Below are 21,916 nucleotides of genomic sequence, written 5' to 3'. Positions count from 1 at the left end.
CCTTTCAGTCCAAGCAATCGCTTGTTCTGATATCAGAAGGACCACTCTTCTCATATCCTATCTATATTATAGTGTACTTATCATTAATTAACAAATTTATTCACAAATCATTTAAAGTAATTTAACGAGCTAAAGAGATACTTATAACACCGGCTGCTCCAGCCTGGTAAATCAGGTCCGCGGCATGGTAGAGGGTCCGACCGGTCGTATAGACATCGTCAACCAGCAAGACCCGCTTCCCGGCTACGGCCTTTGACGAGTCGCTAAGGACAAAAGGCTGGGGCGTTCGCAGCCGCTCCCGCCGGTGCTTCTGGGACTGTGCGGTCTTCTTTACCGCCCGGTTTTGCAGGCAGGGGGTCCAGTCAACGCCGTCCAGCAACCCCGTCACCTGGTTGAAGCCCCGGGTCGCCATTGTTACCTGCGTAACGGGAATCGGTACCACGACCGCCGCTGTTAACTGGCGAACTGCGGCCGTAAACTCCGCGGCAAAGACGGTCCGCAGGCGGTAATCGCCAGCAAACTTATACCGGTGCATGAACTCCTTCATCGCTCCATTGTAGCGGTACAGCGCCCGGTGGGTAAGTTGCCAAGGATATTTTTGACGCCAGGAGCAGCAATCCGGACAAAGCTGGTCCGTCTCCTGTGGCCGACAGCAGGCCGGGCAGCAGTTTACGTAATCAAGGGCCACAAATTGCTGCCGGCAGTTCGGGCACACGGTTGCCGGTGGCAGGCGTCCCGGCCACAGCAAGTCCCGCAACGTCAGCTTAACGGCAATTCGGCGGTTACATAATTGGCAGTTCATGCTGGCACCGTCGGCCCTTTTGGTTCATCAACCGGATCTGGCGAAGGGCCCGGTTTACCCGCCGGCAGTGGGCAGTTACCCAAAAGTCAACCCGGCCCTCGGGACGACTGGCAGACCGGCCGGACCGGCCGGCAATCTGCACAAGGGCCGCACTAGAAAAGATGTCATCATCCGCGCCCAGTACAAAGACGTCAATCTCTGGAAAGGTCACCCCCCGTTCAAGAATCGACGTTGTAATTAAAAAATGATACCGGTGGTCGCGCATCCCCTGAACTTTTTCCAGCCGTTGCGGATCTTGGGCATGAACCGTTGCAAAGGCAGCCGTCGGAAAGCCCCGGGTACAGGCCCGGGCAACAGTCGCCAGGTCAGCAACGTGGGGCACAAACAGCAGAAAGCGGTGACCGCCCTGGAGGCTTGCCCGTAAACGCCGTTGCACCGCCACCGGCAACGCCCCCTCCTGCACTCGCTGCCGCCAGCGGCGAACGATGTGGCAATGGACCTCGGGTAAAAGGTGGCCATGGTAGCGTAACGGGAGGTAGGTTACCCGCAAGTGCCGCCGGCGAGCCTCCCCCATCAGGTATTCGCCGGGGGTGGCGGTTAAAAATAATTGACCGCCATTGACTTTAACCGCCTGCTGGCTTGCGTAAAACAGAACCGGATTAGCGGCATACGGAAACGCGTCGACCTCATCAATAACCAGGTTGTCAAAAGCACGGTAAAACCGTAACAGCTGGTGCGTCGTACAGACCGTTAATTGGGCATAGTGGTAGGGACGTTCTTGCCGACCGTGCAAAAGGGCGATCTCGGTGCTGGCAAAGGCCGCCCGCAAGCGGGGATATAGCTCTAAGCAGACGTCAATCCGGGGCGAGGCAATCGCCACCCGTTCTCCCCGGGCCAGACAAGCCGCTAGACCGACAAACATCATCTCCGTCTTGCCAGCTCCGGTGACCGCCCAGAGCAGCTGCCGCTGGTGGGCCAGCATCCCCGCGCTAACCTGACGAGCAGCAGCTTCCTGCAGGAGTGATAACTGGCCACGCCAGGTTAAAATTGGCGGGCTAATTGTAAATTGATTTGGCTCTGGAACATGATAAAATTTGCATAGTGTCGAAACCCGGCCCAGGCTAATACAATGCGGGCAATAGTACTCACCCCTGGGGAGGGCGGCCACCGCCTTGGGGGTCCGCTGCCCACAGCGGTGGCACAGGATTTCCCGCGTCTCTACCGTAATTGCTGGTAAAGTCTGAACGCCTGCCGGCGGTAATTCATCCCGCCCGGCCAGGACCCGGCGGCCATAATAATTTTCCAGCATTTTTTCGCCCCCCTTCACTGTTTAAATACGGGCAATCCATAATTTTTCACGAAAGAAGTTTACACTATGACAACCCCTTTTCTAACCATCGCAACCGCTAAACAAGCAGAATTAACAATTAAAAAGTCCCGCTTCATCTGCTCCCTCCAACGGGTCAGCAGTGAACAAGCGGCCCAGCAGTTTATTAAAGAAGTCCAGGCAGCCAATCGCAAAGCCAACCATAACTGCTTCGCATACCTCGTGGGCGACCAGGACCAAATTCAACGAGAAAGCGATAATGGCGAACCCAGTGGCACGGCGGGAGTTCCGATCCTCGAATCCCTGCAAATGGCAAAGCTGCATAACGTTGTCGCCGTGGTCACCCGTTACTTTGGCGGGATTAAGCTGGGCGCGGGCGGCCTCATTCGGGCGTACAGCAACGTCACCACCGCGGCGGTGCACCAAGCCGGGATTGTCCAGCGAATCAAGCAGCTGCAAATCGCCGTCACCGTCAGCTATCGTCAGCATGACCCGCTCCTGTACTACATCAAGGAGCACCAGCTAACCGTCAGCAACGAAGAATACGGCGTCAACGTTACCTGCAACGTGTTGATCGACGAAGCCACGGCGGACCAAACAATTGCCCACCTGCAGAACCGCTTCAACCACCAGCTGAAGATTCAAAAAATGGGTACCCGCTTTCACGAGGTCCCCTATAAAATTAATAACTAAAAAGCGTTCCGCGCGGTCTTTTCAACCGTCCGAAACGCTTTTTTACTATGCTAATACTGCTTCGGCAATGTTTAAAATAATAATCAGGGCAAGCAGCACTGCCAACAAGCAGGCAAGCCGCCGAGCGTGACGGTCACCGGCCTTAATCTGCGGCCAAAATGTTCCCAGGTACGCTGCCATAAGCAGGAGGCTGCCGAGGATCCCATAAATCCCCGAGTGAAATCCCCGGTTGTCAATCGTATACCCGGCCACCAGGAAGAGCCCCAGGGCAAAGGCAACGCCAATTAAAATCTGTCGTTTCGGCATCACAACACCCTCACTACTCATGGAGGTGGTAGTTATAGCTGGCCACAATAATGTTTTCCCGTGAATTCAGCAGTGCCCGCAAGCGGACACTGGTCTGGTTATGCAACGCCAACTGCCACGGGTGCTTAGGAATAAACTGCGGCACCAGGACAGTCGTCGAATAGTTGCGCGCCTCCGCCCGCTTGGCAATCACGTCGACGAAGCGGAGGGTTGGCTTGGCAATTGACCGGTAAGAAGAATGGATGTCCACGAACCGGACATCCGGGTACTCAGCCTTAAATTCATTGGCCGTTTTATGCTCCTTACCCGGGTTTTCATCAAAGGAAACGTGCATGGCAATGACGTAGTCCCCGATTGAACGGGCGTAGTTAATCGCCCCCCGGGTCACACGGGTCACGTTACCAACCAGGACGATCACCGTGGCTCCATCATAATCATGGAGCTGCACCTTCGTCTTTTCAGCTACCCGGAGCTGCGCCGCCACCTTTGTGTAGTGGGAGTGGACCTTGTGGAACATATAGAGCAGTAGCGGCATGATGATCAGGTATGGCCAGACGTTGCCAAAGTGCTGCCAGAATAAGAAAGCCACTAGTGAGAGGGAAATTGCCGCACCGACAAAGTTAATGCAGGCCTTTCCAACCCACCAGCCTTCCCGCCTCCGGAACCAGTGAATGATCATTCCGGATTGGGAAAGGGTAAACGGGACAAACACCCCGACGGCGTACAAGGGGATCAGGCTGTTAGTCTGACCGTGGAAAATCAGGATCAGGATAATCGCCCCAATGGCCAGGGAAATAATTCCGTTCGAGTAGCCCAACCGGTCACCGCGATCCATGAAGGCATGGGGCATATACTTATCCTTGGCCATGTTAAAGGCCAAAATCGGGAAGGCGGAGAAACCGGTGTTGGCCGCCACCGCCAAAATCATGGCCGTCGATAGCTGCAAGAGGTAAAAACCCAGCCCGTGACCGCCAAAGATGGCGAGGGCAATCTGTGAAAGAACCGTGGTCCGCCCGTTTGGCACTACCCCGATAAAGAAGCTGAAGAAGATGATGGCAATAAAGAAGAAGGCCAAGATGGCACTCATAATTGCCAGGGTCGTGGCGGCGTTCTTTTCCTTCGGCTTATTGAAGTTCGGCACCGCGTTGCTGACCGCTTCTACCCCGGTCAGCGAGGAAGAACCGGCTGAGAAGGCCCGGATAAACAGAACCACACTCATCCCGGCAACCGGGGTGCCGTAGTCTGCGGGAGCCTGGTAATGGATCTGACCGGTCGCCACATTGTAGAATCCCCAGATAATCATGACGAAAATCATAATCACAAAAAAGTAAACGGGCACCGTTAAGAAGTTTGCGCTCTCGCTCATCCCCCGGAGGTTCATAAACATAATCAGCAATACGATAATAATTGCAATCGGAATTGAAAATTTGTAGAGTGCCGGAACCGCCGAGGTAATCGCCTCGACCCCGGACGTCGTGGAAACCGCTACGGTCAGCATATAATCGACCAGCAGTGATCCACCAGCGACCAGGCCCCCATTGCTCCCCCAGTTTTGGGTGGCAACAATGTAGGCCCCACCACCACTCGGGTAGGCCCGGATAATCTGCTGGTATGATAGGGTAATCGCCAGCAACAGAACCAGCACAATTGCGGCAATCGGCACCGAGTACCACAGCGCCGCTGCTGAGAGCGTCACCAGGACAGTCGTAATCTGCTCAGGGCCATACGCCACTGACGAAATCGCGTCAGACGACAGCATGGCCAGGGCCTTGAACTTTGTCAGGTGGGTCTGCCCCTCATCCAGGGTCTTCAATGGTTTCCCAATTAATACACGTTTAAGATAACGCCACATTGCTATCCTCCTACTAAATTAATTGTTAAGCATTTTAGCATCCTTATATGACTGAACAATGTTACAACTAATTATCCTACTTTTCAATCACCATGGCGATTAAAATTCCGATTTTCAGTATAATTCCCCGTATTTCCCGGGAAATATTCTCCCTAAACAAAAAAGGCGCTTGCCGCAGCAACCGCCCTTTATCTTTAATTTAACTTCAAATTACATCATACCGCCCATACCGGCACCGCCTTGTGGTGCGGCTGGTTGGCTGCCTTCTGGTTCTGGCTTGTCGGCAACGACTGCTTCAGTCGTCAGCAACAGGGCAGAAACTGAGGCCGCGTTTTGCAGAGCAGAACGGGTAACCATCGTTGGGTCAACGATTCCGGCTGCAACCATGTCTTCAAACTTGTCGTCGGCAGCGTTGTAACCAATGCCTTCCTTTTGACCCTTTAATTCATTAACGATTACTGAGCCTTCAACACCGGCATTTTCAGCAATCTGACGAACAGGTGCTTCCAAGGCTGCCTTAACGATGTTGACACCAGTCAATTCGTCACCACTGGCTTCAACCTTTTCAAGGGCTGGAATAACGTTTACCAGGGCAGTACCACCACCAGGTACGAAGCCTTCTTGAACAGCGGCCCGAGTAGCGTTCAGGGCATCCTCAATCCGGTACTTCTTTTCCTTCAATTCGGTTTCGGTAGCGGCACCGACCTTAACAACGGCAACCCCACCAGAAAGCTTTGCCAGCCGTTCTTGCAGCTTGTCCTTGTCAAAGTCTGAAGTCGTGTTGGCAATTGCCTGCTTGATTTGGTCAACCCGTTCGGCAATTGCTTCCTTAGCGCCGGAGCCGTCAACGATCGTGGTGGCATCCTTAGTAACCGTAACCTTGTTAGCTTGACCTAATTGGTCAACGGTAACGTCCTTCAGGTTCATGCCCAGGTCGTCAGAAATTACCGTACCGCCAGTCAGAACGGCGATGTCTTGCAATTGGGCCTTCCGCCGGTCACCAAAGCCAGGGGCCTTTACAGCACAAACGTTAAAGGTTCCCCGAATCTTGTTCAAAACAAGGGTTGGCAGAGCTTCACCGGTAATGTCATCAGCGATAATCAGCAGTGCCCGACCTTGTTGAACAACATTTTGCAGTAATGGCAAGATATCTTGGATGTTGCTGATCTTCTTGTCAGTAATCAAGATGTATGGGTTGTCCAGATCAGCTTCCATCTTGTCGTTGTCAGTTACCATGTATTGGGACATGTAGCCACGGTCGAAGCTCATCCCTTCAACTACGTCGACGCTGGTGTCAACACCACGGGAGTCTTCAATCGTGATGACCCCATCGTGACCAACCTTTTCCATCGCGTCGGCAATCAGCTTACCAACCTCAGGGTTAGCAGCAGAAATGGAGGCGATTTGGGCAATATCACTCTTGGTCTTTACTTCGTGTGACATACTCTTCAGAGCTTCAACAGCTGCCTTGGTAGCCTTGTCAATCCCGCGCCGGATTCCAACCGGGTTGGCACCAGAGGTAACGTTCTTCATGCCGGCGTTAACAATTGCCTGGGCCAGGACAGTGGCAGTCGTCGTACCATCACCAGCGATGTCGTTGGTCTTGGATGCAACTTCCGCAACTAGCTTGGCACCCATGTTTTCAAATGGGTCTTCCAAGTCGATGCTCTTGGCAATCGTAACCCCATCGTTAGTAATCGTTGGGTTGCTGTACTTCTGGCCTAAAACAACGTTCCGGCCCTTTGGCCCCATCGTTGTCTTAACAGTATCAGCCAGCTTATCTACACCTGCGAGCATTGCACCGCGGGCGTCTTCTGCAAACTTAATGTCTTTTGCCATTATATTGTCACCTCAAATAAGAAATTCGTTTTAAAGTGTTATGTTCTATTTTTAATAATCCTAGTCGATTACGGCAACTAAGTCCTTTTCGTGAACAACCAGGTACTTTTCGCCGTTGTATTCAACTTCATTGCCGGCGTACTTGTCAAACAGTACCCGGTCGCCCTCTTTAACAGCTGGAGCAAGCTTTTGACCGTTCTCAAGGGTCCGTCCCTCACCAACGGCAATTACCTTACCAGTAGTCGGCTTTTCCTTTACGTTGGAAGCAAGGACAATCCCACCAACCGTCTTTTCTTCTTCAGTTTCAGCTTGTAGAACAACGCGATCTCCTAATGGTTTTAACACGTCAATCCCTCCATCTTGTTAATAAATAAATTTGCTTTTAGCACTCTTCCTTGTTAAGTGCTAACCGCAATTCTTACTATACACCACTCTTCACTCAAAAAGCAACTGATATGTTTGACTAATTTTGACTAATTAGCGGCAATAAAAAAATCCCACCGACCTCAAGAAAGAAGCGTGTGGGAATAATAACTATTTTTTATTGCCGTCAGAGTAATTTTTAATGAAGTAAATAAGGGTTTGCAGTTCGTTGGTCAGGTCAATATTTTGCACCTGAACCTCCTTCGGCACAGATAGCCGCACCGGTGAGAAGTTCAAAATCCCTCGGACACCGGCGTCCACCAGCTGGTCCGCCACCTCCTGGGCGTGCTCGCCGGGAACGGTCAGAATCACAATATCGATCTGCTGCTCCTGGAGCTGCTGCTTAATATCCTTCGCGGGGTAGACCGGGATCCCGCTCTTAATCTTATTCGCCAGCTCCGGCTTGGTGTCAAAGGCCGCGCTAATCCGCAGGTTCGTATCCTGGTGAAAGTTGAAGTTCAGCAGGGCACTTCCCAAGCTGCCGACCCCCACCAGGGCCACGCTGACCAGCGAATCCTGGTGCAGGATTCCCTTAAAGAACTTTAACAGGCTGGCCACGTCGTAACCGTAACCCCGCTTCCCTAATTCACCAAAGTAGGAAAAGTCCCGGCGAATGGTTGCTGAATCAACCTGCACTGCCTCTGAAAGTTCAGTTGAAGATACCCGCTCCTTTTTCGCGTTCAACAAAATTGTCAGATAACGATAATAAATTGGTAACCGGCGCGCCGTAGCCCGTGGTATTTTTTTGGTCGTCATATTTATCCCCCTATTCTTGTGCAACGTGTCCCAGTAAAGTGATTGGGATAGAACTTGCTAGTTGGTAGGCCACGCCGCTCTTGTGAAATTTAGCTCCTAATCATTCTAGCAATTAACCGCCGTTTTGTGAAGCCGTATACAAAATAATTCCACTTTTTTAATAAAATAATCGGAAATCTGCTAAAATAATGGTTGTTACCATAATGATATGAGCGAGGTTTCAAAATGATTCTTTTGCAAACAAATAACGTCGAGCGCCGCTTTGGGGCCGACGTCCTCTTCCATGATATCAACCTGCAAATCCAGGAGCACGGCCGAACGGCGCTGGTTGGCCGCAACGGAGCTGGCAAGACCACCCTGCTGAAAATGATTGCGGGAATTACTAGTCCGGATGAAGGAAGCATCAGCAGGACGAAGGAGCTTTCGATTGGCTACCTGGCCCAGGATCAAGGTTTAGATAGTCAAAACACCATCTGGGCAGAACTCGATACGGTCTTTGCCGACCTGCATCAAGAAGAGCAGGACATCCACGACTTGGAAGCCCAGTTGGCAACCCTCGACGCAAGCAGCGACCAATACATGCGGGTAATGGAACAGTACGACCGTCTGCAGAGTGATTTTAAAAAACGGGGCGGTTTTGAGTACGAATCCCGGATGCGGGGAATTCTGACCGGATTTGGCTTCGGTGAACAATATTACGACACCCCGGTGAACGCCCTCTCTGGTGGTCAAAAGACTAAGCTGGCCTTAGCCAAAATCCTGCTGCAGGCACCCAACCTGCTGATCCTGGATGAACCGACCAACCACCTGGACATGAACGTCCTCGCCTGGCTGGAGGACTATCTGAAGAGCTACCAGGGGGCCCTGTTGGTCGTTTCCCACGACCGCTACTTCCTGGACCACGTCGTCAAGGATGTTTACGATTTGGACAATCGCACCCTGCGACACTACACCGGCAACTACACCCAGTTTGTCCAGCACAAGCAGGAATGGCTGAAGGCCGAGTGGAAGCACTATGACCAGCAGCAAAAAAAGATTGCCAAGCTGGAGGACTTTGTGAACCGCAACATCGTCCGGGCATCGACCACCAAGCGTGCCCAGGCCCGGCGCAAGCAATTGGAAAAGATGGATAAGCTGGACCGGCCGGCAACCGATGACCAGTCGATCCACTTTCAATTCCATAGCGAGAAAGCAAGCGGCAACGAGGTGTTGGACGTTGACCAGCTCAAGGTCGGCTATGACGACCAGGTCCTCGCCGGTCCCCTCTCCTTTGCGGTTCGCAAGCCCCATCGGGTTGGCATTATCGGTCCGAACGGGATCGGCAAGTCGACCCTCTTAAAGACCATCCTCCACAAAATTCCGGCGGTCAGCGGGACGGTTAAGTTCGGTGCCAATTTGGACATCGGCTACTACGACCAGGAACAGCAGCAGCTCCACCCCGACAAGACGGTGCTGGAGGAAGTCTGGGATGACCATCCCGAAGTGCCGGAAAAGGATATCCGCTCCCTCCTGGGCAGCTTCCTCTTTGTCGGTGATGACGTCTACAAGGTTGTTCACGAATTGTCGGGGGGTGAAAAAGCCCGTTTAGAGCTAACCAAGCTTTCGTTTCAGCCGATCAACTTCCTGATCCTGGACGAACCGACCAACCACCTGGACATTGACAGTCGTGAAGTCCTCGAAAGTGCCATCAACGAGTTTCCAGGTACGGTACTGTTCGTTTCCCACGACCGCTACTTTATCAACCAGGTGGCGACCGACATCCTAGATATGCGCAAGACCGGCATTCAACACTACGAGGGTGACTATGACGACTACCTGACCGCGGTGGCCAAGACCGCACCGGCGCCAGCACAGGCCAGCGCGGGCCAGTCCGTCCATTCGCCTTCACAGGGGAAACAATCCTACCAGCAAAGCAAGGACCAGCAGCGGGCCCGGCGCAAACTGCAACGCAAGGTTGATGACTTGGAAGACCAGCTGGCCCAGCTGGAAGAGCAGCAAAGCACAATTGAAGCGGAAATGAGCAAGCCGGAGGTGGCAACGGACATCGGCAGGCTGACCGACCTGCAGAAAGAGCTCGACCAGCTCAAAGCCCAGTCTGACGAAGTCGAACTGGCGTGGACGGCGGCCGCCGAAGAGTTAGAAAATTTTGACCAGAAAAATTAATGAAGCGGCTAGGGGAACACATCCTTCTCCAGCCGCTTCTATATTATTTAAACAAGTGTAGCTTACCAATCCGCGCCACGGCCTCTTCCAGCCGGTCTGGTGAAATCAAGAGCCCGATGCGGACATAGCCTTCACCGTGGCTGCCAAAGCCGTTGCCGGGTGCAACCGCCACCCCAGCCTTTTCCAACAGCAGGTCAGCAAAGCCTTCGCTGCTATAACCAGCGGGCACGGGCATCCAGGCGTAGAAGGTTCCGGCCGGAACAAAGGCGTGCCAGCCGATCTTTTCTGCCGCGTCGACAAAGGCGTTCCGGCGTTCCTCATAGCGGTGGACGATCTCGGCAATCGCCGCGTCCCGCCGCGGATCCCGCAATGCGTCGATCGCCGCCTTTTGCAGTGCCGGAAACAGGCTGACAAACAGGTGGTCCTGGATTAAATTCAGCGCGCTAATAATGTCGCGATTACCCACCGCAAAGGCAATTCGCCAGCCCGCCATGTTAAAGGTCTTGGAGTAGGTATAGAATTCCACGCCGACTTCCTTAGCTCCGGGGGTCTGCATGAAGCTCAACGGAGCCTGGCCATCAAAGCCCAGCGCGCCATAGGCAAAGTCGCTGATGATCCCAACATGGTACTTCTTGGCCCAGGCCACCAGTTCTTCGTAGAATTCCTTCGTGGCAACCGCACCAGTCGGGTTATTCGGGTAGTTAAGGTAGAAGAACTTGGCCCGCCGAGCAACCTCTTCCGGAATCGACTGCAGGTCCGGCAGAAAGTTATTTTCCGCCAGCAGGGGGACCGTTTCAAATTGCACGCCGCCCAGCGCTGCTCCGGAAAAGTAGTCCGGGTAGCCGGGATCCGGTAACAGGTAGGTGTCACCCGGATTCATCAACGCCCAGGGCAGTTCAACCAGGCCAATCTTGGAACCGCCAAGGATGGCAACTTCCTGCGCCGGGTCCAAGCTGGTCCCGTACTTTTCCTGGTAAAAGTCGGCCGCCGCCTGCTTAAATTCTGACAAGCCCTGGAACGGTGAATACTTATGGGTCTGCGGGTCAGCGACCCACTTTTGGGTTGCCTGAACGATGTAGTCGGGTGTTGGCTTGTCAGGGTTCCCCTGCCCTAAGTTAATAACGTCAACCCCCGCGGCAACCTGCTTGCCAACCTTAGCGACCAGGTTGGCAAAAAACTGCTTCGGTAGCGTATCCAGTAAGTGTGACTGTTGAAATTCCATGATTATTCCCCTTTTCTCCTAGCGATATAGTTCTGGACGGCGGTCAGCAAAAACGGGGATCGGTCCCCGCACCGTTGCTAATTGGGCAAGATCAAGCTCAGCAAAGGTGACCCCATCGTGTTCTCCGGCATCGACAAGCACCCGGCCCAGCGGATCGATTGCCAGCGAGTGACCATTAAAGTGGTTGTCCGGATCGTCACCAACCCGGTTAACGGCAACTACAAAGCACTGGTTTTCGACCGCCCGGACCTGCAGCAGCAGCTTCCACTGCGGGATTCGAACAGCGGGCCATTCCGCCGGGAAGTATAAAACGTCGGCCCCGTGACGTGCGACGGTCCGGATCCATTCGGGAAAACGCAGGTCGTAACAAATAAAACTGGCGCTGGGAACCCCGGCAAGGCGGAAGTAATTTTCCTGGTCCCCGGCCACTAGGTACCGGTCCTCAGCCATCAGTCCAAAGAGGTGGACCTTATCGTATTGCCCCAGCAGGTTGCCTAAGGGGTCCACCACGAGGGTGCGGTTAACAAAGTGGTCACCAGTCTTGACCGCGACCGAGCCGCCCACGATTCCGATATGGTACTGCCGGGCCAACTCCTGAAGCAGGGCCAAAGTTGTCCGGCCATCTTCGTCCGCCAGCTGCGGCAACGCGTCAAGGGCGTAGCCGGTATTCCACATTTCCGGCAGCACAACCACGTCGGCATTCCCCGCCGCGGCCGTTGCCACCAGTTCCCGGACCCGGGCCCGATTGGCCGCCGGTTGGGCAAATTGAATGTTAAACTGTCCCAGCGCTACTTTAATCTTCATTTCTTACCACCCCATTAAATTCAAAAAGCCCTCATCCAAAAGGACGAGGGCTCCCGTGTTACCACCTTAATTTACCAGCGCCTCGCAGCACCAGCCTTGCTAAGTTTAAACTTGGAGTCGCTAGCGGAACTCACCCGGTACCGACTTGCCCAAACGGCTCGTCGGTGCAAACGATTGGCAGACCATCTTTCGTTTCGTCAGCAACCTTCTTTCAGCAAAACAAAGGCTCTCTGCATACCTAACAGAAACGTACTCATCCGTCGTTTTTATAATTTTCTTAAGCGTATTTTAATCTCCATCTCATCAAATGTCAATCATTTCTCATAATTAGTTTTTAATTCAACTTCTATTGTAAAATAGAACTATCAACTCAGAGGAGGATACCTTAATGAAAATCGCAGTCGTTGGCGTGGGCCACATGGGCTCAGCAATTATCAAGGGACTATTAAGCCAGGCGGAAAATCACGTTATCGGGATGAACCCGGTGAACCCGCGGGTCAGCAAATTTGCCCAGGAAGAGGGTTTCCACCTGGTTAACAGCTGCGAAGAAGTCGTCAGCAAAAAGCCGGCCGTCGTGATTGTGACCACGCCCGCCAAGGTTACCCTGACCGTCCTAAAGCAACTGGCAGGTCTACCCGCTCATACGGTGATTATTTCCGCAGCCGCTGGCGTCCACCTCGCGGAAATTGCCGCCATTTTCCCTGCCAACCCGCTCGCGGCAATCATTCCCAACATTCCGGTGGCCGTCAACGCGGGGACCATTGGACTTTCCTTAGGCCCTAACGTCATGGCGCCGGCATTCGATAAAATCAGCCAGGTCCTCAACCCTCTCGGGGAGGTCATCCGGGTTCCCGAAAGCCAGCTTGATATCGTCGGGGTGATTGGCGGCTGCGGACCAGCATTCGTCGACGTCTTTATGGACGCCCTCAGCGACGCCGGCGTTAAATACGGTTTGGACCGGTCAACTGCCTACCAGCTTGCTGCAAGTATGGTTACCGGCAGCGGCCAGCTCGCCCTGCGGACCGGGTTGACCCCGGCACAGCTCCGTGACCAGGTGACCTCCCCCGGCGGCACCACCATCCGCGGCGTCGAAGCCCTGGAAAAAGCCGGTTTCCGCTATGCAGTCATCGACGCGGTAAACAAGGCCAACGGGTAATTACTAGTTCTCCCTGCAAAAGCACAGGCGGGCACTAGCATTCGGTAAAATCGAATGCTGGTGCCCGCTTTATTTTACATTGATTTCATGCGGTCAAACATTAATCCCGGAACCGCGTTCAGGTCTAGGGCGGCCCGGTCACCATGCTGGTAATTAACTGCCGCTGCGGCACCAATCATCGCCGCGTTATCACCGCACAGTTTCAGCGGCGCCTGCAACATCAACACATCAGGGTAGTGCTTTGCCATCTCACGGTCCAGCCGGGTCCGCAGGCCATGGTTAGCCGCAACCCCACCGGCCAGAATCAGCTGCTTAACTGGGTACTGGTCGAGGGCCCGCAGCGTTTTTTCCGCTAGCACGTCGACCACGCTCTGTTGGAAGCTTGCCGCCAGGTCAAATTTATTGAGTTCTTCCCCCCGCTGGTCGGCATTATGAACGGTGTTGATAAAGGCACTCTTGAGCCCGCTAAAGGAGAAGTCCAGGTTATCCTCCTTTTCCATTGCCCGCGGGAAGTGGAAGGTATCCTGCCCCTGCGCCGCCCATTCATCGATCGTCTTTCCTGCCGGGTAGTTCACGCCTAGGACCCGGCCGATTTTGTCATAGGCTTCCCCCGCCGCATCGTCCCGGGTTTCGCCAATGATTTCATATTCGTGTTCCCGTGGCATGTACACCAATTCAGTGTGTCCGCCAGAAACCAGCAGGGCCATTTGCGGGTACTTAAACTCGCCGACGAACCGGGCAGCATACAGGTGCCCGGCCATGTGGTTGACCGGAACCAGGGGCAATTGGTGGGCCCAGGCGACCACCTTAGCTGCGGTGACACCAACCAGCAGCGAGCCAACTAACCCCGGGCCGTAGGTAACCGCCACCGCCATTAAATCCGAGTAATCAACCCCCGCTTCGGCTAACGCCTGGTCAATGCAGCGGGTAATCCACTCAATGTGGTGCCGGCTTGCCACTTCCGGGACCACCCCGCCGAAGCGCTGGTGGCTGTCAATCTGGGTGGCCACAATGTTGGAGAGGATCTTCGTTCCGTCCTCGACTACCGCCACACTCGTTTCGTCACAACTTGTCTCAAAGGCAAGAATTAATTTTCGTTCTGCCATGTGTTCTTATTCTCCTCTACTCAATAGGTCGACCTGCATATCAATTGCGTCCTCATGGTTATCCAGGTAGTACCGGTGTTTGATGTGCTGTTCGCGAAAGCCAAACTGCTCATACAGGTGCCGCGCCACCAGGTTGTGAACCCGGACTTCCAGGCTCAGCGACCGCAGCTGCAAGTGACGGGCATAGGCAAGGGCGGTCTTGATTAAGTACGTCCCCAGACCCCGGCGCTGCCAGCCCGGGGTGATTCCCAGCTTGGTAATGTGGAGGTCCAAGTGGTACCAGTCAACCGCCATCCCGATAAAACCAACCGTCTCTGCGTCAGTGGCAATCACGAGGTAGAGACGGTCGTGGGGACGTTGCAATTCTAGCTGAAAGGCGGCGTAGCTCCACGGCGCCGTCCCGTAAATTTGTTTTTCAATCTCAACCATCCTTTGGACGTCCCGTTCAGCCGCCTGCCGGACGGTAAAGTGCCGGCCCTGAACCACAATCAGCCGCCGGCTAAAGTCCAAAATCGGTTGGCGCCGCGCGTTAATGGTGCAGTGGTACCACGATTTAAACTTCTCGAACATAATTCTGCTTATTTTCTCCTGGATGTAGTTTCTGCCAGTTGGCCTCCGCCTCGGTAATCCGGAGGTAGTGCGGTACAAAGGGATCGATTGCCTGGGCCGCCGGGCGGCTTTCACCCGCGAGGGCCAGCTGGTAAGTTGACGGAATCCCGTAAGCCCGGGGAGCTAAGGTCACGTTTGCCGGTAGGGCGTTAACCTGGTCGTTAAGCCGCTTGGTCATGTGGCCGAGCAGGATCACCGGACGGTCCACCCGTGCCAGCTGGTCGAGCAGGGTCGTCATTGCCAAGTGCTGGTCGGCAATCAAACTGACCAGCTGCCCCTCCTGCCACTGGTAGGCACCCGCAAAGACGTTGCCCCGCCGCGCGTCAAAGAAGGGGACAATGACCTGCTCGCTGCCTGGTAAAACGTTCCGGGCAACTACTTCCAAACTGGAAACGCCCACTAGGTCAATCTTCAGCGTATCCGCCAGGGTCTTGGCCGTCGTGGCGGCAATCCGGATACCTGTATACGAGCCAGGACCTTGGGCGACAACGACCCGGTCAATGTCTGCGGGGGTCCACTGAACCAGCTGAACCAGCTGATCAATCGTTGGCATCAAGTAAATGCTATGGTTGCGGACCATGTTTAACGTTGTGGTGGCCAGCAGCTGGTCATCCTCAACTAGGGCCACGCTCATCGGGTGGTTTGAGGTATCAATGGCAAGTACTTTCATTTCGATCATCCTTTCAATCATAGACCATCTTATCACACCCACCCCGCTTTTGCTGACCGAAAGCCGGGGGCGCGCCAAAAAACTCTCAGTTGCTCTGGAATTCATTAGCTGACGCGGGACACAGATGGGGCTTCAGCGCCGGCAAAGCCAAACTCTGAAGCCCCATCTGCAATTATCTCGTGCAGCCGCATTGCACCGCACTATATCGTTTCACGTTAATTAGTCCCGGTCATCATAGCCCTTAGGGTGCGCGGAATGCCACTTCCACGCCGTGGCAATGATATCGTGAACATCATCGTACTTTGGCTTCCAGCCCAAGACTTCCCGGGCCTTATCACTCGCCGCTACTAGGGAGTCAGGGTCCCCTGGACGCCGGGGTGCCATCTTAGCTGGGATCGGCTTCCCGGTAACCTCCCGGGCCGCCTCCAGCATCTGCTTATTGGAGAAGCCGGTTGATGAGCCCAGGTTGAATGCGTTGCTCTGGTTGCCGGCTTCCAGGTACTTAATGGCGAGAATGTGGGCATCGGTCAGGTCCATGACGTGAACATAGTCCCGCACGTTCGTCCCGTCCGGGGTGTTGTAGTCATCACCGAAGATACTCAATTCATCCCGCTTCCCCTGGGCAACTTGGAGGATAATCGGTACCAGGTGCGTTTCTGGACCGTGGTCCTCCCCGATTGTACCGTCTGGTGCGGCTCCGGCAACGTTGAAGTAGCGCAGGGCCACAAACTTAATCCCGTACGCCTTGTCCGCCCAGGCCATCATTTCTTCCATCATCAATTTGCTCAGGCCGTAAGGATTAATCGGCTTTTGCGGGTCAGTTTCCTTAATCGGCATATGCTCAGGTACCCCATAGGTGGCGGCGGTTGAACTAAAGACGATGTACTTGATCCCATGATCGTGCATTGCTTCTAGCAGGGTAATCATCCCACCAGTGTTGTTGTCAAAGTACTTCAATGGCTTGCTCATTGATTCTGGAACGATTGAAAAGGCCGCAAAGTGAACGACCGCGGTAATGTCCTCGTTCTCAAAGATCTGATCCAAGAACTCCCGGTCCCGGATGTCGCCCTCGTAAAACTTCGCCTGCGGGTTAATTGCGGCGCGGTGTCCGGTCGACAAGTTATCGGCAACAACCACGTCTTCACCATGTTCCACCAGGTTCTTCACCATATGGGAGCCAATGTAGCCGGCCCCACCAGCAACTAGAATTGCCATCTTACTTCCTCCTTGCTTCAACTACCGCCAGCAACTGACGGTTGCGCTTCGTTCACCCAAATTGTAGCACAGACCCGCTAAAATAATTAGTAAATTTTAGTAAAAAGGAGTAAAACTAGTCAAAGTCGAGCTTGTGCTCCTGATACTTGTATAGGAGGCCCTCACGCAGCCCGCTATTGCTAAACTCCACCTCATCAATTGCTAACTGGCGCATCAAGGCGAGCAGCGGCAGGAGGCCACCCACAATGACATCGGCCCGTTCCCGGGTTACCCCGCGGATTGCCGCCCGGCTGGCCCGATCCCCTTCTAGCAGTTCGTGCATGATTTGAAAAGCCGTCGCCGAGGTCATCATCAGGCCGTGAATCGGCGCGGCCTTGCCTTCGACCGCGTTTCGCCAGCGGTAGATTTTGGCGAGGGCCCGGTTGCAGCCGCCCAGGGCAATAATCCGGCTGTCCCGGAAGCGGCTGAGCCAGCGCTGGTGCGACAATGCCTCATCAACCTCGACCATGGCGTCGAAGAGGTTGGCAGCCTGAATTTGATCGCCGAGGTGGTAGTGCTGGGATAAGATCACTGACCCCAGGGGGATACTGATGGTTTCTTCAGCGGCCCCGCTTTCGACCCCGACGAGCTCCATACTGGCACCCCCGGTATCAATAATCAGCCCCCGGTCAATTTCCAGACTATGGGTAACCCCCACGTAATCTAAGTAAGCTTCCTGGGCCCCGGAAATTACCCGAATGGCAAAGCCGGTTTCCTTTTTCGCCCGTTGCAAAAATTCTGCTTGGTTTTTTGCCTGCCGGACTGCCGCCGTCGCCACCGCAATCACCTTGAGCCGTGAATACTGGTCGCAGATTTCGCGAAATTCCCGCAGGGCGTCCAGTGTCCGTTCGACCGGTTCCTTTTTCAGGGTCTTTTCCGGCCCCATCTGTGAAGAAAGCCGGACGTAGCGCTTGATATACTGCCGGGTCACCACCTCGTTGTCCGGCAGGATCTCGCTGATCTTAAGCCGGACCGAATTCGAGCCGAGGTCAATCACCGCTAGTCTAGTCGTTTTCGCCATTAGCATCATCCTTTTCTTTTAAGTGCAGGCTCGGTACGTGCTTTGAGAGGGTTTCAAAGACGTTGGGGAAGTGGCGCCGGGCCCGCTGCTGCTTATTGTCCTGTTTATTCAGACGGACCGCCTCCTGAACAAAGTATTCCTGGGAGTTAAATGGTGCTGCACCGTCACGGTCGATCCGCTCGTAGTGGTCCCCCTCTAAGACCCGGGTTTTAACGTTGTCCCGCCACATAATATCAAAGATTTGAATGGCCCGGGCCTTGGTATCTGCCTGGGTGACCGGATACAATTCTTCGACCCGCCGGTTCAGGTTGCGGGTCATCATATCGGCACTGGCGAGGTAAATTTCCTCGTGACCGTTACTTTCAAAGTAGTAAATCCGGGAGTGTTCCAGGAAGCGGCCAACGATGGAATGGACCTCAATATTATTGTGCAATTCAGGCAGGTCATTGCGCAGGCAGGTGATTCCCCGAACCAGCAGCTGGACCTTGACCCCATTAGCCGCCGCGTCATAAAGGTGGGCAATGATCTGCTTATCCGACAGAGAATTCATCTTCATCCGGATCAGGGCCGGATTGCCGGACTTGGCCACCGCAATCTGGTCGTCAATCTTCTGGTTAATGAAATTGCGAATCCCGTCTGGCGAAACCCGGAGCTGGTAAAAGTACGGCGGCCGGGCAAACCCGGAGAGCATGTTAAAGAGGTTGGTCATGTCGACCCCTAATTCATGGTCACAGGTAAAGAGCCCCATGTCAGTGTAAAAGTGCGCGGTAACGTCATTATAGTTCCCGGTTCCCAGGTGCATATAGCGCCGCAGACCGTCCTCATCCCGGCGGATAACCAGGGCCACCTTACAGTGGGTCTTTAAGCCCACCAGGCCGTAAATTACGTGGCAGCCCATCTGCTCCAAGCGCTGGGCCCAGCGAACGTTATTCTGCTCATCAAACCGGGCCTTGACTTCGACCAGGACCGTTACCTGCTTGCCCCGCTGGGCGGCCATCCCCAGGTACTTGATAATTGGCGAATTTCCCGAAACCCGGTAGAGGGTCATCTTAATGGCCAGCACTGCGGGATCGGTCGCCGCCTGGTGGATAAAGTTAACGACCGCGTCAAAGTTGTCGTAGGGGTGCTGGAGCAGGTAATCCCGCTGGCGAATCGCCTTGAAGATGTTGTGTTCCATGTCCAGCTGGGGGTTTAGGTAGGGCTTGAACGGTTTGAAGCGCAGGTCGGCGTGCCCGTCAACCATTCCCGACAGCTTCTTCAAAAAGGTCAGGTCAACCGGGCCGTCAACCCGGTAGATCGACCGTTCTGAAACGTGGAGGTTATCAATCAGCTGATCCTCTAACCAGCCATCAATGCTATTCTCCACTTCCAGCCGCATCACCTGGCCGTGCTCCCGTTCCCGCAGCTGGTGCTTGACGGCCCTTAGGAGGTCCGAGGTATCTTCTTCCGCCACGTCCAGGTCCATGTCCCGCATGACCCGGTAGGTAGCCGTCGCCAGGATCTGGTAGCCCGGAAAGAGCAGGGTCAGAAACTCTTTGACCAGTTCGTCAATCAGGATAAAGTTATTTTCTCCCGGTAGCCGGACCAGGCGCTTGTAAATTTCCGGCACCCGGACTGTTGCAAACTTAATTTCGGCTTCCTGCCGGTCGTCATGGGGTTCGGTTTGCTTTTTATTAACTTCCTGGTCCCCCTCCAAGGTTTCGTGTTTCCCGGGCTGCCGGGCCGCCGGATCCCGCCGCAGACGGATCGCAATGTTGAGTGAACTATTGGAGATAAACGGGAACGGCCGGGAACTATCGTCAGCCATTGGTGTCAGGACCGGCATCAATTCGTCGTTGAAATAGCGGCGGATAAACTCATACTGCTTCTGGTCCAGGTCCTGGATGTGGAGAATGTTAATCTGCTCCTTTGCCAGCTGGGGAATGATCTGTTCATTGTAAATCTCATAGCGTTCCTGGACCATCCGGTGTTCCTTGCGGTTGACCGCGTTCAGCTGCTCTTCCGGCGTGAGCCCTGAGGCATCAGTCGTGGTCACGTTGGCCGCCGCCAGTTTATGGAGCGAGGCCACCCGGACCATAAAGAACTCATCGACGTTGCTCTGGGTGATCCCGAGGAAGTTTGCCCGCTCCAGCAGCGGGTTGCTGACGTCCGTGGCCTCACCGAGGACCCGGCCATTAAAGTCAATCCAGCTGAGTTCCCGGTTGACGTAATTTTCTGGTTTATAAAAATCCTTGTACATTCCTAATTGCCCCTCTCAATTAAGATTGGTTGAATTCCGTAGACATCCTTAAATAATCTTGCTTTTGAACTGAACGACCACTTTTCCAAAACCAGGTCGTCGTTAGCGGTTGCCTTGATCTTGAGGCGGTTGTCGCTGGTGAGTTTAAGACTGACGGCGGTGATCTTCTGCTGGCGGGAATCATCAAGCGAATCCACTACCCGCAGGATCGCCGCCAGCTTGGCAATCGTCAATTGAATATTATCGTCGAGGTGGCGATAGTGCGGCTGCATCGCGGTCGGTGACTCTGCACTGTGGTAACGGGCCACTTCGGCAATAATCCGGTTGTCTTCGTCCGACAGCCCGATCAGCGGGTTGGCCCGCAGGATATAGGCCGAGTGGCGGTAGTGGCCGCTCTGGTTAATGAAGTTGCCAATATCATCAACCATGCTGGCGATTTCCAGCAGGAGCCGCTCATGGTTGCCCAGCCGGTGGATCGGCCGCAGCTGGTCGAAAAACTGGAGGGCAAACCTGGTCACAAACCGCTGGTGCGCGTTGTTGACCCCGTAGCGCTCCGCTAGGTCGTGGGCCGAGGTCCGGATCATGGTATGGATTTGCTGGCGCGACTGGTCGTTGTTGACGGCGATCCCGCTGGCCAGCCCGTCCATTACCGAAATATCAGTCACGTAAATATTGGTTGGGTGAATCAGCTCGGCCGTCCGGGCGATCACCAGGTAATTTGGCACCAGCAGCTCCCGTTGCCGGCTTTCAACCAGCTCCTCGTCCCAGAGGCGCTGTTCGGGCGCTAGCAGGTCAATCTGGTCAAGCGGGTTCATAAAGACTTCACTGGAAACCTCGCCCAGGTGGTGGCGCCCTTCAATATACCGTTTGGCAAGGGTGGGCGCATTTTGAATCAGCAGGGTCGTCTTCTTCTTTTGGATCAGTTCCGGAGCGATGTAGCCCAGCTTGCTATTGATATAGTCCTGGATAATTTCCTCGGGATTGGTGGTGGTTTGGCGCAGGTGCTCCACCAGCCGGCTGATTTGCGCACCGCCGAGGTCAAGCTCCCACAAAGTTTCAAAGTTGCCGTGGTGGAAGAAGGCCAGGGTCATCGAATCAAGCCCCAGACTGACCAGGTAAAGGCAGTGCCTGCTTAGCTTGCTAAATTCCGCCAGGTGGGTGACGACACAACTCATCGACTGGGCCATCAACTGGTTGTTGTTGAGCCACTTGATCCGAAGACCGGTCCGGACCTCTAGCTGGTCGGCCACGTACTGGGCCGTCACCTCATCCAGGTCCTCTAGGGCCCCGTAAAACGAAATTTCCTTGACTTGATAATCCTTGACCAGTTGCTTAAAGCCGTCCAGGTTATTAACAATCGCTTCCATATTCTGGGCATAGTTGGCAATCTCCTCAGTACCAACCATCAAGGCGCCAGACTGAACATTGTTAACCACCTTCAGGCTCGGCAGCTCAATAATCCGCAAGCTTACTTGGTTCGGCTCCAAGTAAATTACTGCTGTTAATGACTTGGCCATTTTATCCCTCCTCAATATGGTTCGCAGTTCTTTATAGATCCATTATAGCTTATGATTCCGCCGGGCCAAAACAGAATTTATTACTAAAATCATATTTATAAATTAACGGGCAGTTAAACCGGGCCAGAATGAGGATGGGCGCCCAACCGTGAAACAG

19 protein-coding genes are annotated in these 21,916 nt (G+C 54.2%); 3 read left to right on the top strand and 16 right to left on the bottom strand.

Translation table 11 applies throughout. From position 1 onward, the window contains the following. Positions 1–121 precede the first annotated feature (121 nt). Positions 122–802: a ComF family protein gene (locus tag HMPREF0494_RS07220; RefSeq protein ID WP_040458898.1), complete on the bottom strand. Its 681-nt coding sequence runs from the start codon at positions 800–802 to the stop codon at positions 122–124. Continuing rightward, on the bottom strand, positions 783–2,111 hold the full coding sequence (locus HMPREF0494_RS07215) for an ATP-dependent helicase ComFA (RefSeq protein ID WP_040458897.1): 1,329 nt from the start codon (positions 2,109–2,111) through the stop codon (positions 783–785). Before HMPREF0494_RS07215 ends, HMPREF0494_RS07220 begins: the two co-directional genes overlap by 20 nt. Before the next feature lie 66 nt (positions 2,112–2,177). On the opposite strand from HMPREF0494_RS07215, the gene HMPREF0494_RS07210 reads away from it, so the two are divergent. Beyond that, positions 2,178–2,822: a YigZ family protein gene (locus HMPREF0494_RS07210; protein ID WP_007124297.1), complete on the top strand. Its 645-nt coding sequence runs from the start codon at positions 2,178–2,180 to the stop codon at positions 2,820–2,822. 45 nt (positions 2,823–2,867) lie between these two features. On the opposite strand, the gene HMPREF0494_RS07205 is transcribed toward HMPREF0494_RS07210, so the two are convergent. The 5 genes from HMPREF0494_RS07205 to HMPREF0494_RS07185 all read right to left on the bottom strand — a co-directional run bounded on the left by HMPREF0494_RS07205 (position 2,868) and on the right by HMPREF0494_RS07185 (position 7,998). Next, positions 2,868–3,128 carry a hypothetical protein gene (locus HMPREF0494_RS07205; RefSeq protein ID WP_040458896.1) on the bottom strand — a complete coding sequence of 87 codons (261 nt, stop codon included), beginning with the start codon at positions 3,126–3,128 and terminating at the stop codon, positions 2,868–2,870. Between the two features lie 13 nt (positions 3,129–3,141). After that, positions 3,142–4,980 (bottom strand): APC family permease, encoded by a 1,839-nt coding sequence (locus HMPREF0494_RS07200; RefSeq protein WP_007124295.1) that lies wholly within the window; start codon positions 4,978–4,980, stop codon positions 3,142–3,144. Positions 4,981–5,190: 210 nt separating this feature from the next. After that, positions 5,191–6,819, bottom strand: a complete 1,629-nt coding sequence (groL, locus tag HMPREF0494_RS07195) for a chaperonin GroEL (protein WP_007124294.1) — start codon at positions 6,817–6,819, stop codon at positions 5,191–5,193. A 60-nt stretch (positions 6,820–6,879) separates the two neighbouring features. Next, complete coding sequence (gene groES / locus HMPREF0494_RS07190) at positions 6,880–7,164, bottom strand: co-chaperone GroES (protein WP_007124293.1); 285 nt, start codon at positions 7,162–7,164, stop codon at positions 6,880–6,882. A 189-nt stretch (positions 7,165–7,353) separates the two neighbouring features. Then, positions 7,354–7,998 (bottom strand): redox-sensing transcriptional repressor Rex, encoded by a 645-nt coding sequence (locus tag HMPREF0494_RS07185; RefSeq protein ID WP_007124292.1) that lies wholly within the window; start codon positions 7,996–7,998, stop codon positions 7,354–7,356. 225 nt (positions 7,999–8,223) lie between these two features. On the opposite strand from HMPREF0494_RS07185, the gene HMPREF0494_RS07180 reads away from it, so the two are divergent. Beyond that, a complete protein-coding gene (locus HMPREF0494_RS07180; protein WP_007124291.1) occupies positions 8,224–10,161 on the top strand; it encodes an ABC-F family ATP-binding cassette domain-containing protein in 1,938 nt (645 codons plus the stop codon). A 43-nt stretch (positions 10,162–10,204) separates the two neighbouring features. Here the strand turns inward: HMPREF0494_RS07180 and HMPREF0494_RS07175 are convergent, their stop codons facing one another. Both HMPREF0494_RS07175 and HMPREF0494_RS07170 read right to left on the bottom strand, forming a co-directional pair. Further along, positions 10,205–11,383: a pyridoxal phosphate-dependent aminotransferase gene (locus HMPREF0494_RS07175; protein ID WP_007124290.1), complete on the bottom strand. Its 1,179-nt coding sequence runs from the start codon at positions 11,381–11,383 to the stop codon at positions 10,205–10,207. Between the two features lie 18 nt (positions 11,384–11,401). Then, positions 11,402–12,187 carry a carbon-nitrogen family hydrolase gene (locus tag HMPREF0494_RS07170; protein ID WP_007124289.1) on the bottom strand — a complete coding sequence of 262 codons (786 nt, stop codon included), beginning with the start codon at positions 12,185–12,187 and terminating at the stop codon, positions 11,402–11,404. A 388-nt stretch (positions 12,188–12,575) separates the two neighbouring features. On the opposite strand from HMPREF0494_RS07170, the gene proC reads away from it, so the two are divergent. Beyond that, on the top strand, positions 12,576–13,343 hold the full coding sequence (gene proC, locus HMPREF0494_RS07165) for a pyrroline-5-carboxylate reductase (protein ID WP_007124288.1): 768 nt from the start codon (positions 12,576–12,578) through the stop codon (positions 13,341–13,343). A gap of 74 nt (positions 13,344–13,417) precedes the next feature. On the opposite strand, the gene tsaD is transcribed toward proC, so the two are convergent. The 7 genes from tsaD to HMPREF0494_RS07130 all read right to left on the bottom strand — a co-directional run bounded on the left by tsaD (position 13,418) and on the right by HMPREF0494_RS07130 (position 21,759). Continuing rightward, positions 13,418–14,449: a tRNA (adenosine(37)-N6)-threonylcarbamoyltransferase complex transferase subunit TsaD gene (tsaD, locus tag HMPREF0494_RS07160; protein ID WP_007124287.1), complete on the bottom strand. Its 1,032-nt coding sequence runs from the start codon at positions 14,447–14,449 to the stop codon at positions 13,418–13,420. Between the two features lie 6 nt (positions 14,450–14,455). Then, positions 14,456–15,019, bottom strand: coding sequence for a ribosomal protein S18-alanine N-acetyltransferase (gene rimI, locus HMPREF0494_RS07155; RefSeq protein WP_007124286.1), 564 nt, complete (start codon positions 15,017–15,019; stop codon positions 14,456–14,458). Next, positions 15,003–15,728, bottom strand: coding sequence for a tRNA (adenosine(37)-N6)-threonylcarbamoyltransferase complex dimerization subunit type 1 TsaB (gene tsaB / locus HMPREF0494_RS07150; RefSeq protein ID WP_040458895.1), 726 nt, complete (start codon positions 15,726–15,728; stop codon positions 15,003–15,005). The genes rimI and tsaB overlap by 17 nt, the downstream gene beginning before the upstream one ends. Positions 15,729–15,947: 219 nt before the next feature. Next, positions 15,948–16,943: a UDP-glucose 4-epimerase GalE gene (gene galE / locus HMPREF0494_RS07145; protein ID WP_007124284.1), complete on the bottom strand. Its 996-nt coding sequence runs from the start codon at positions 16,941–16,943 to the stop codon at positions 15,948–15,950. A gap of 115 nt (positions 16,944–17,058) precedes the next feature. Continuing rightward, positions 17,059–18,003, bottom strand: a complete 945-nt coding sequence (locus HMPREF0494_RS07140) for a Ppx/GppA family phosphatase (RefSeq protein WP_040458894.1) — start codon at positions 18,001–18,003, stop codon at positions 17,059–17,061. Next, positions 17,987–20,242 carry an RNA degradosome polyphosphate kinase gene (locus HMPREF0494_RS07135; protein WP_007124282.1) on the bottom strand — a complete coding sequence of 752 codons (2,256 nt, stop codon included), beginning with the start codon at positions 20,240–20,242 and terminating at the stop codon, positions 17,987–17,989. The genes HMPREF0494_RS07140 and HMPREF0494_RS07135 overlap by 17 nt, the downstream gene beginning before the upstream one ends. Positions 20,243–20,244: 2 nt before the next feature. Continuing rightward, complete coding sequence (locus HMPREF0494_RS07130) at positions 20,245–21,759, bottom strand: hypothetical protein (protein ID WP_007124281.1); 1,515 nt, start codon at positions 21,757–21,759, stop codon at positions 20,245–20,247. Positions 21,760–21,916: the final 157 nt, after the last annotated feature.

Origin of the sequence: Limosilactobacillus antri DSM 16041, assembly GCF_000160835.1 — a bacterium.
GTDB lineage: Bacteria > Bacillota > Bacilli > Lactobacillales > Lactobacillaceae > Limosilactobacillus > Limosilactobacillus antri.
Note: the sequence above shows the minus strand (reverse complement) of the source record. Positions and strands in the feature narration are given on the sequence as shown.

What these genes read in the sequence shown, in the direction of transcription:
- HMPREF0494_RS07220 (WP_040458898.1), bottom strand. Translation starts at nt 802, where the DNA reads ATGAACTGCCAATTATGTAACCGCCGAATTGCCGTTAAGCTGACGTTG.
- HMPREF0494_RS07215 (WP_040458897.1), bottom strand. Translation starts at nt 2,111, where the DNA reads ATGCTGGAAAATTATTATGGCCGCCGGGTCCTGGCCGGGCGGGATGAA.
- HMPREF0494_RS07210 (WP_007124297.1), top strand. Translation starts at nt 2,178, where the DNA reads ATGACAACCCCTTTTCTAACCATCGCAACCGCTAAACAAGCAGAATTA.
- HMPREF0494_RS07205 (WP_040458896.1), bottom strand. Translation starts at nt 3,128, where the DNA reads ATGCCGAAACGACAGATTTTAATTGGCGTTGCCTTTGCCCTGGGGCTC.
- HMPREF0494_RS07200 (WP_007124295.1), bottom strand. Translation starts at nt 4,980, where the DNA reads ATGTGGCGTTATCTTAAACGTGTATTAATTGGGAAACCATTGAAGACC.
- groL (WP_007124294.1), bottom strand. Translation starts at nt 6,819, where the DNA reads ATGGCAAAAGACATTAAGTTTGCAGAAGACGCCCGCGGTGCAATGCTC.
- HMPREF0494_RS07185 (WP_007124292.1), bottom strand. Translation starts at nt 7,998, where the DNA reads ATGACGACCAAAAAAATACCACGGGCTACGGCGCGCCGGTTACCAATT.
- HMPREF0494_RS07180 (WP_007124291.1), top strand. Translation starts at nt 8,224, where the DNA reads ATGATTCTTTTGCAAACAAATAACGTCGAGCGCCGCTTTGGGGCCGAC.
- HMPREF0494_RS07175 (WP_007124290.1), bottom strand. Translation starts at nt 11,383, where the DNA reads ATGGAATTTCAACAGTCACACTTACTGGATACGCTACCGAAGCAGTTT.
- HMPREF0494_RS07170 (WP_007124289.1), bottom strand. Translation starts at nt 12,187, where the DNA reads ATGAAGATTAAAGTAGCGCTGGGACAGTTTAACATTCAATTTGCCCAA.
- proC (WP_007124288.1), top strand. Translation starts at nt 12,576, where the DNA reads ATGAAAATCGCAGTCGTTGGCGTGGGCCACATGGGCTCAGCAATTATC.
- tsaD (WP_007124287.1), bottom strand. Translation starts at nt 14,449, where the DNA reads ATGGCAGAACGAAAATTAATTCTTGCCTTTGAGACAAGTTGTGACGAA.
- rimI (WP_007124286.1), bottom strand. Translation starts at nt 15,019, where the DNA reads ATGTTCGAGAAGTTTAAATCGTGGTACCACTGCACCATTAACGCGCGG.
- tsaB (WP_040458895.1), bottom strand. Translation starts at nt 15,728, where the DNA reads ATGAAAGTACTTGCCATTGATACCTCAAACCACCCGATGAGCGTGGCC.
- galE (WP_007124284.1), bottom strand. Translation starts at nt 16,943, where the DNA reads ATGGCAATTCTAGTTGCTGGTGGGGCCGGCTACATTGGCTCCCATATG.
- HMPREF0494_RS07140 (WP_040458894.1), bottom strand. Translation starts at nt 18,003, where the DNA reads ATGGCGAAAACGACTAGACTAGCGGTGATTGACCTCGGCTCGAATTCG.
- HMPREF0494_RS07135 (WP_007124282.1), bottom strand. Translation starts at nt 20,242, where the DNA reads ATGTACAAGGATTTTTATAAACCAGAAAATTACGTCAACCGGGAACTC.
- HMPREF0494_RS07130 (WP_007124281.1), bottom strand. Translation starts at nt 21,759, where the DNA reads ATGGCCAAGTCATTAACAGCAGTAATTTACTTGGAGCCGAACCAAGTA.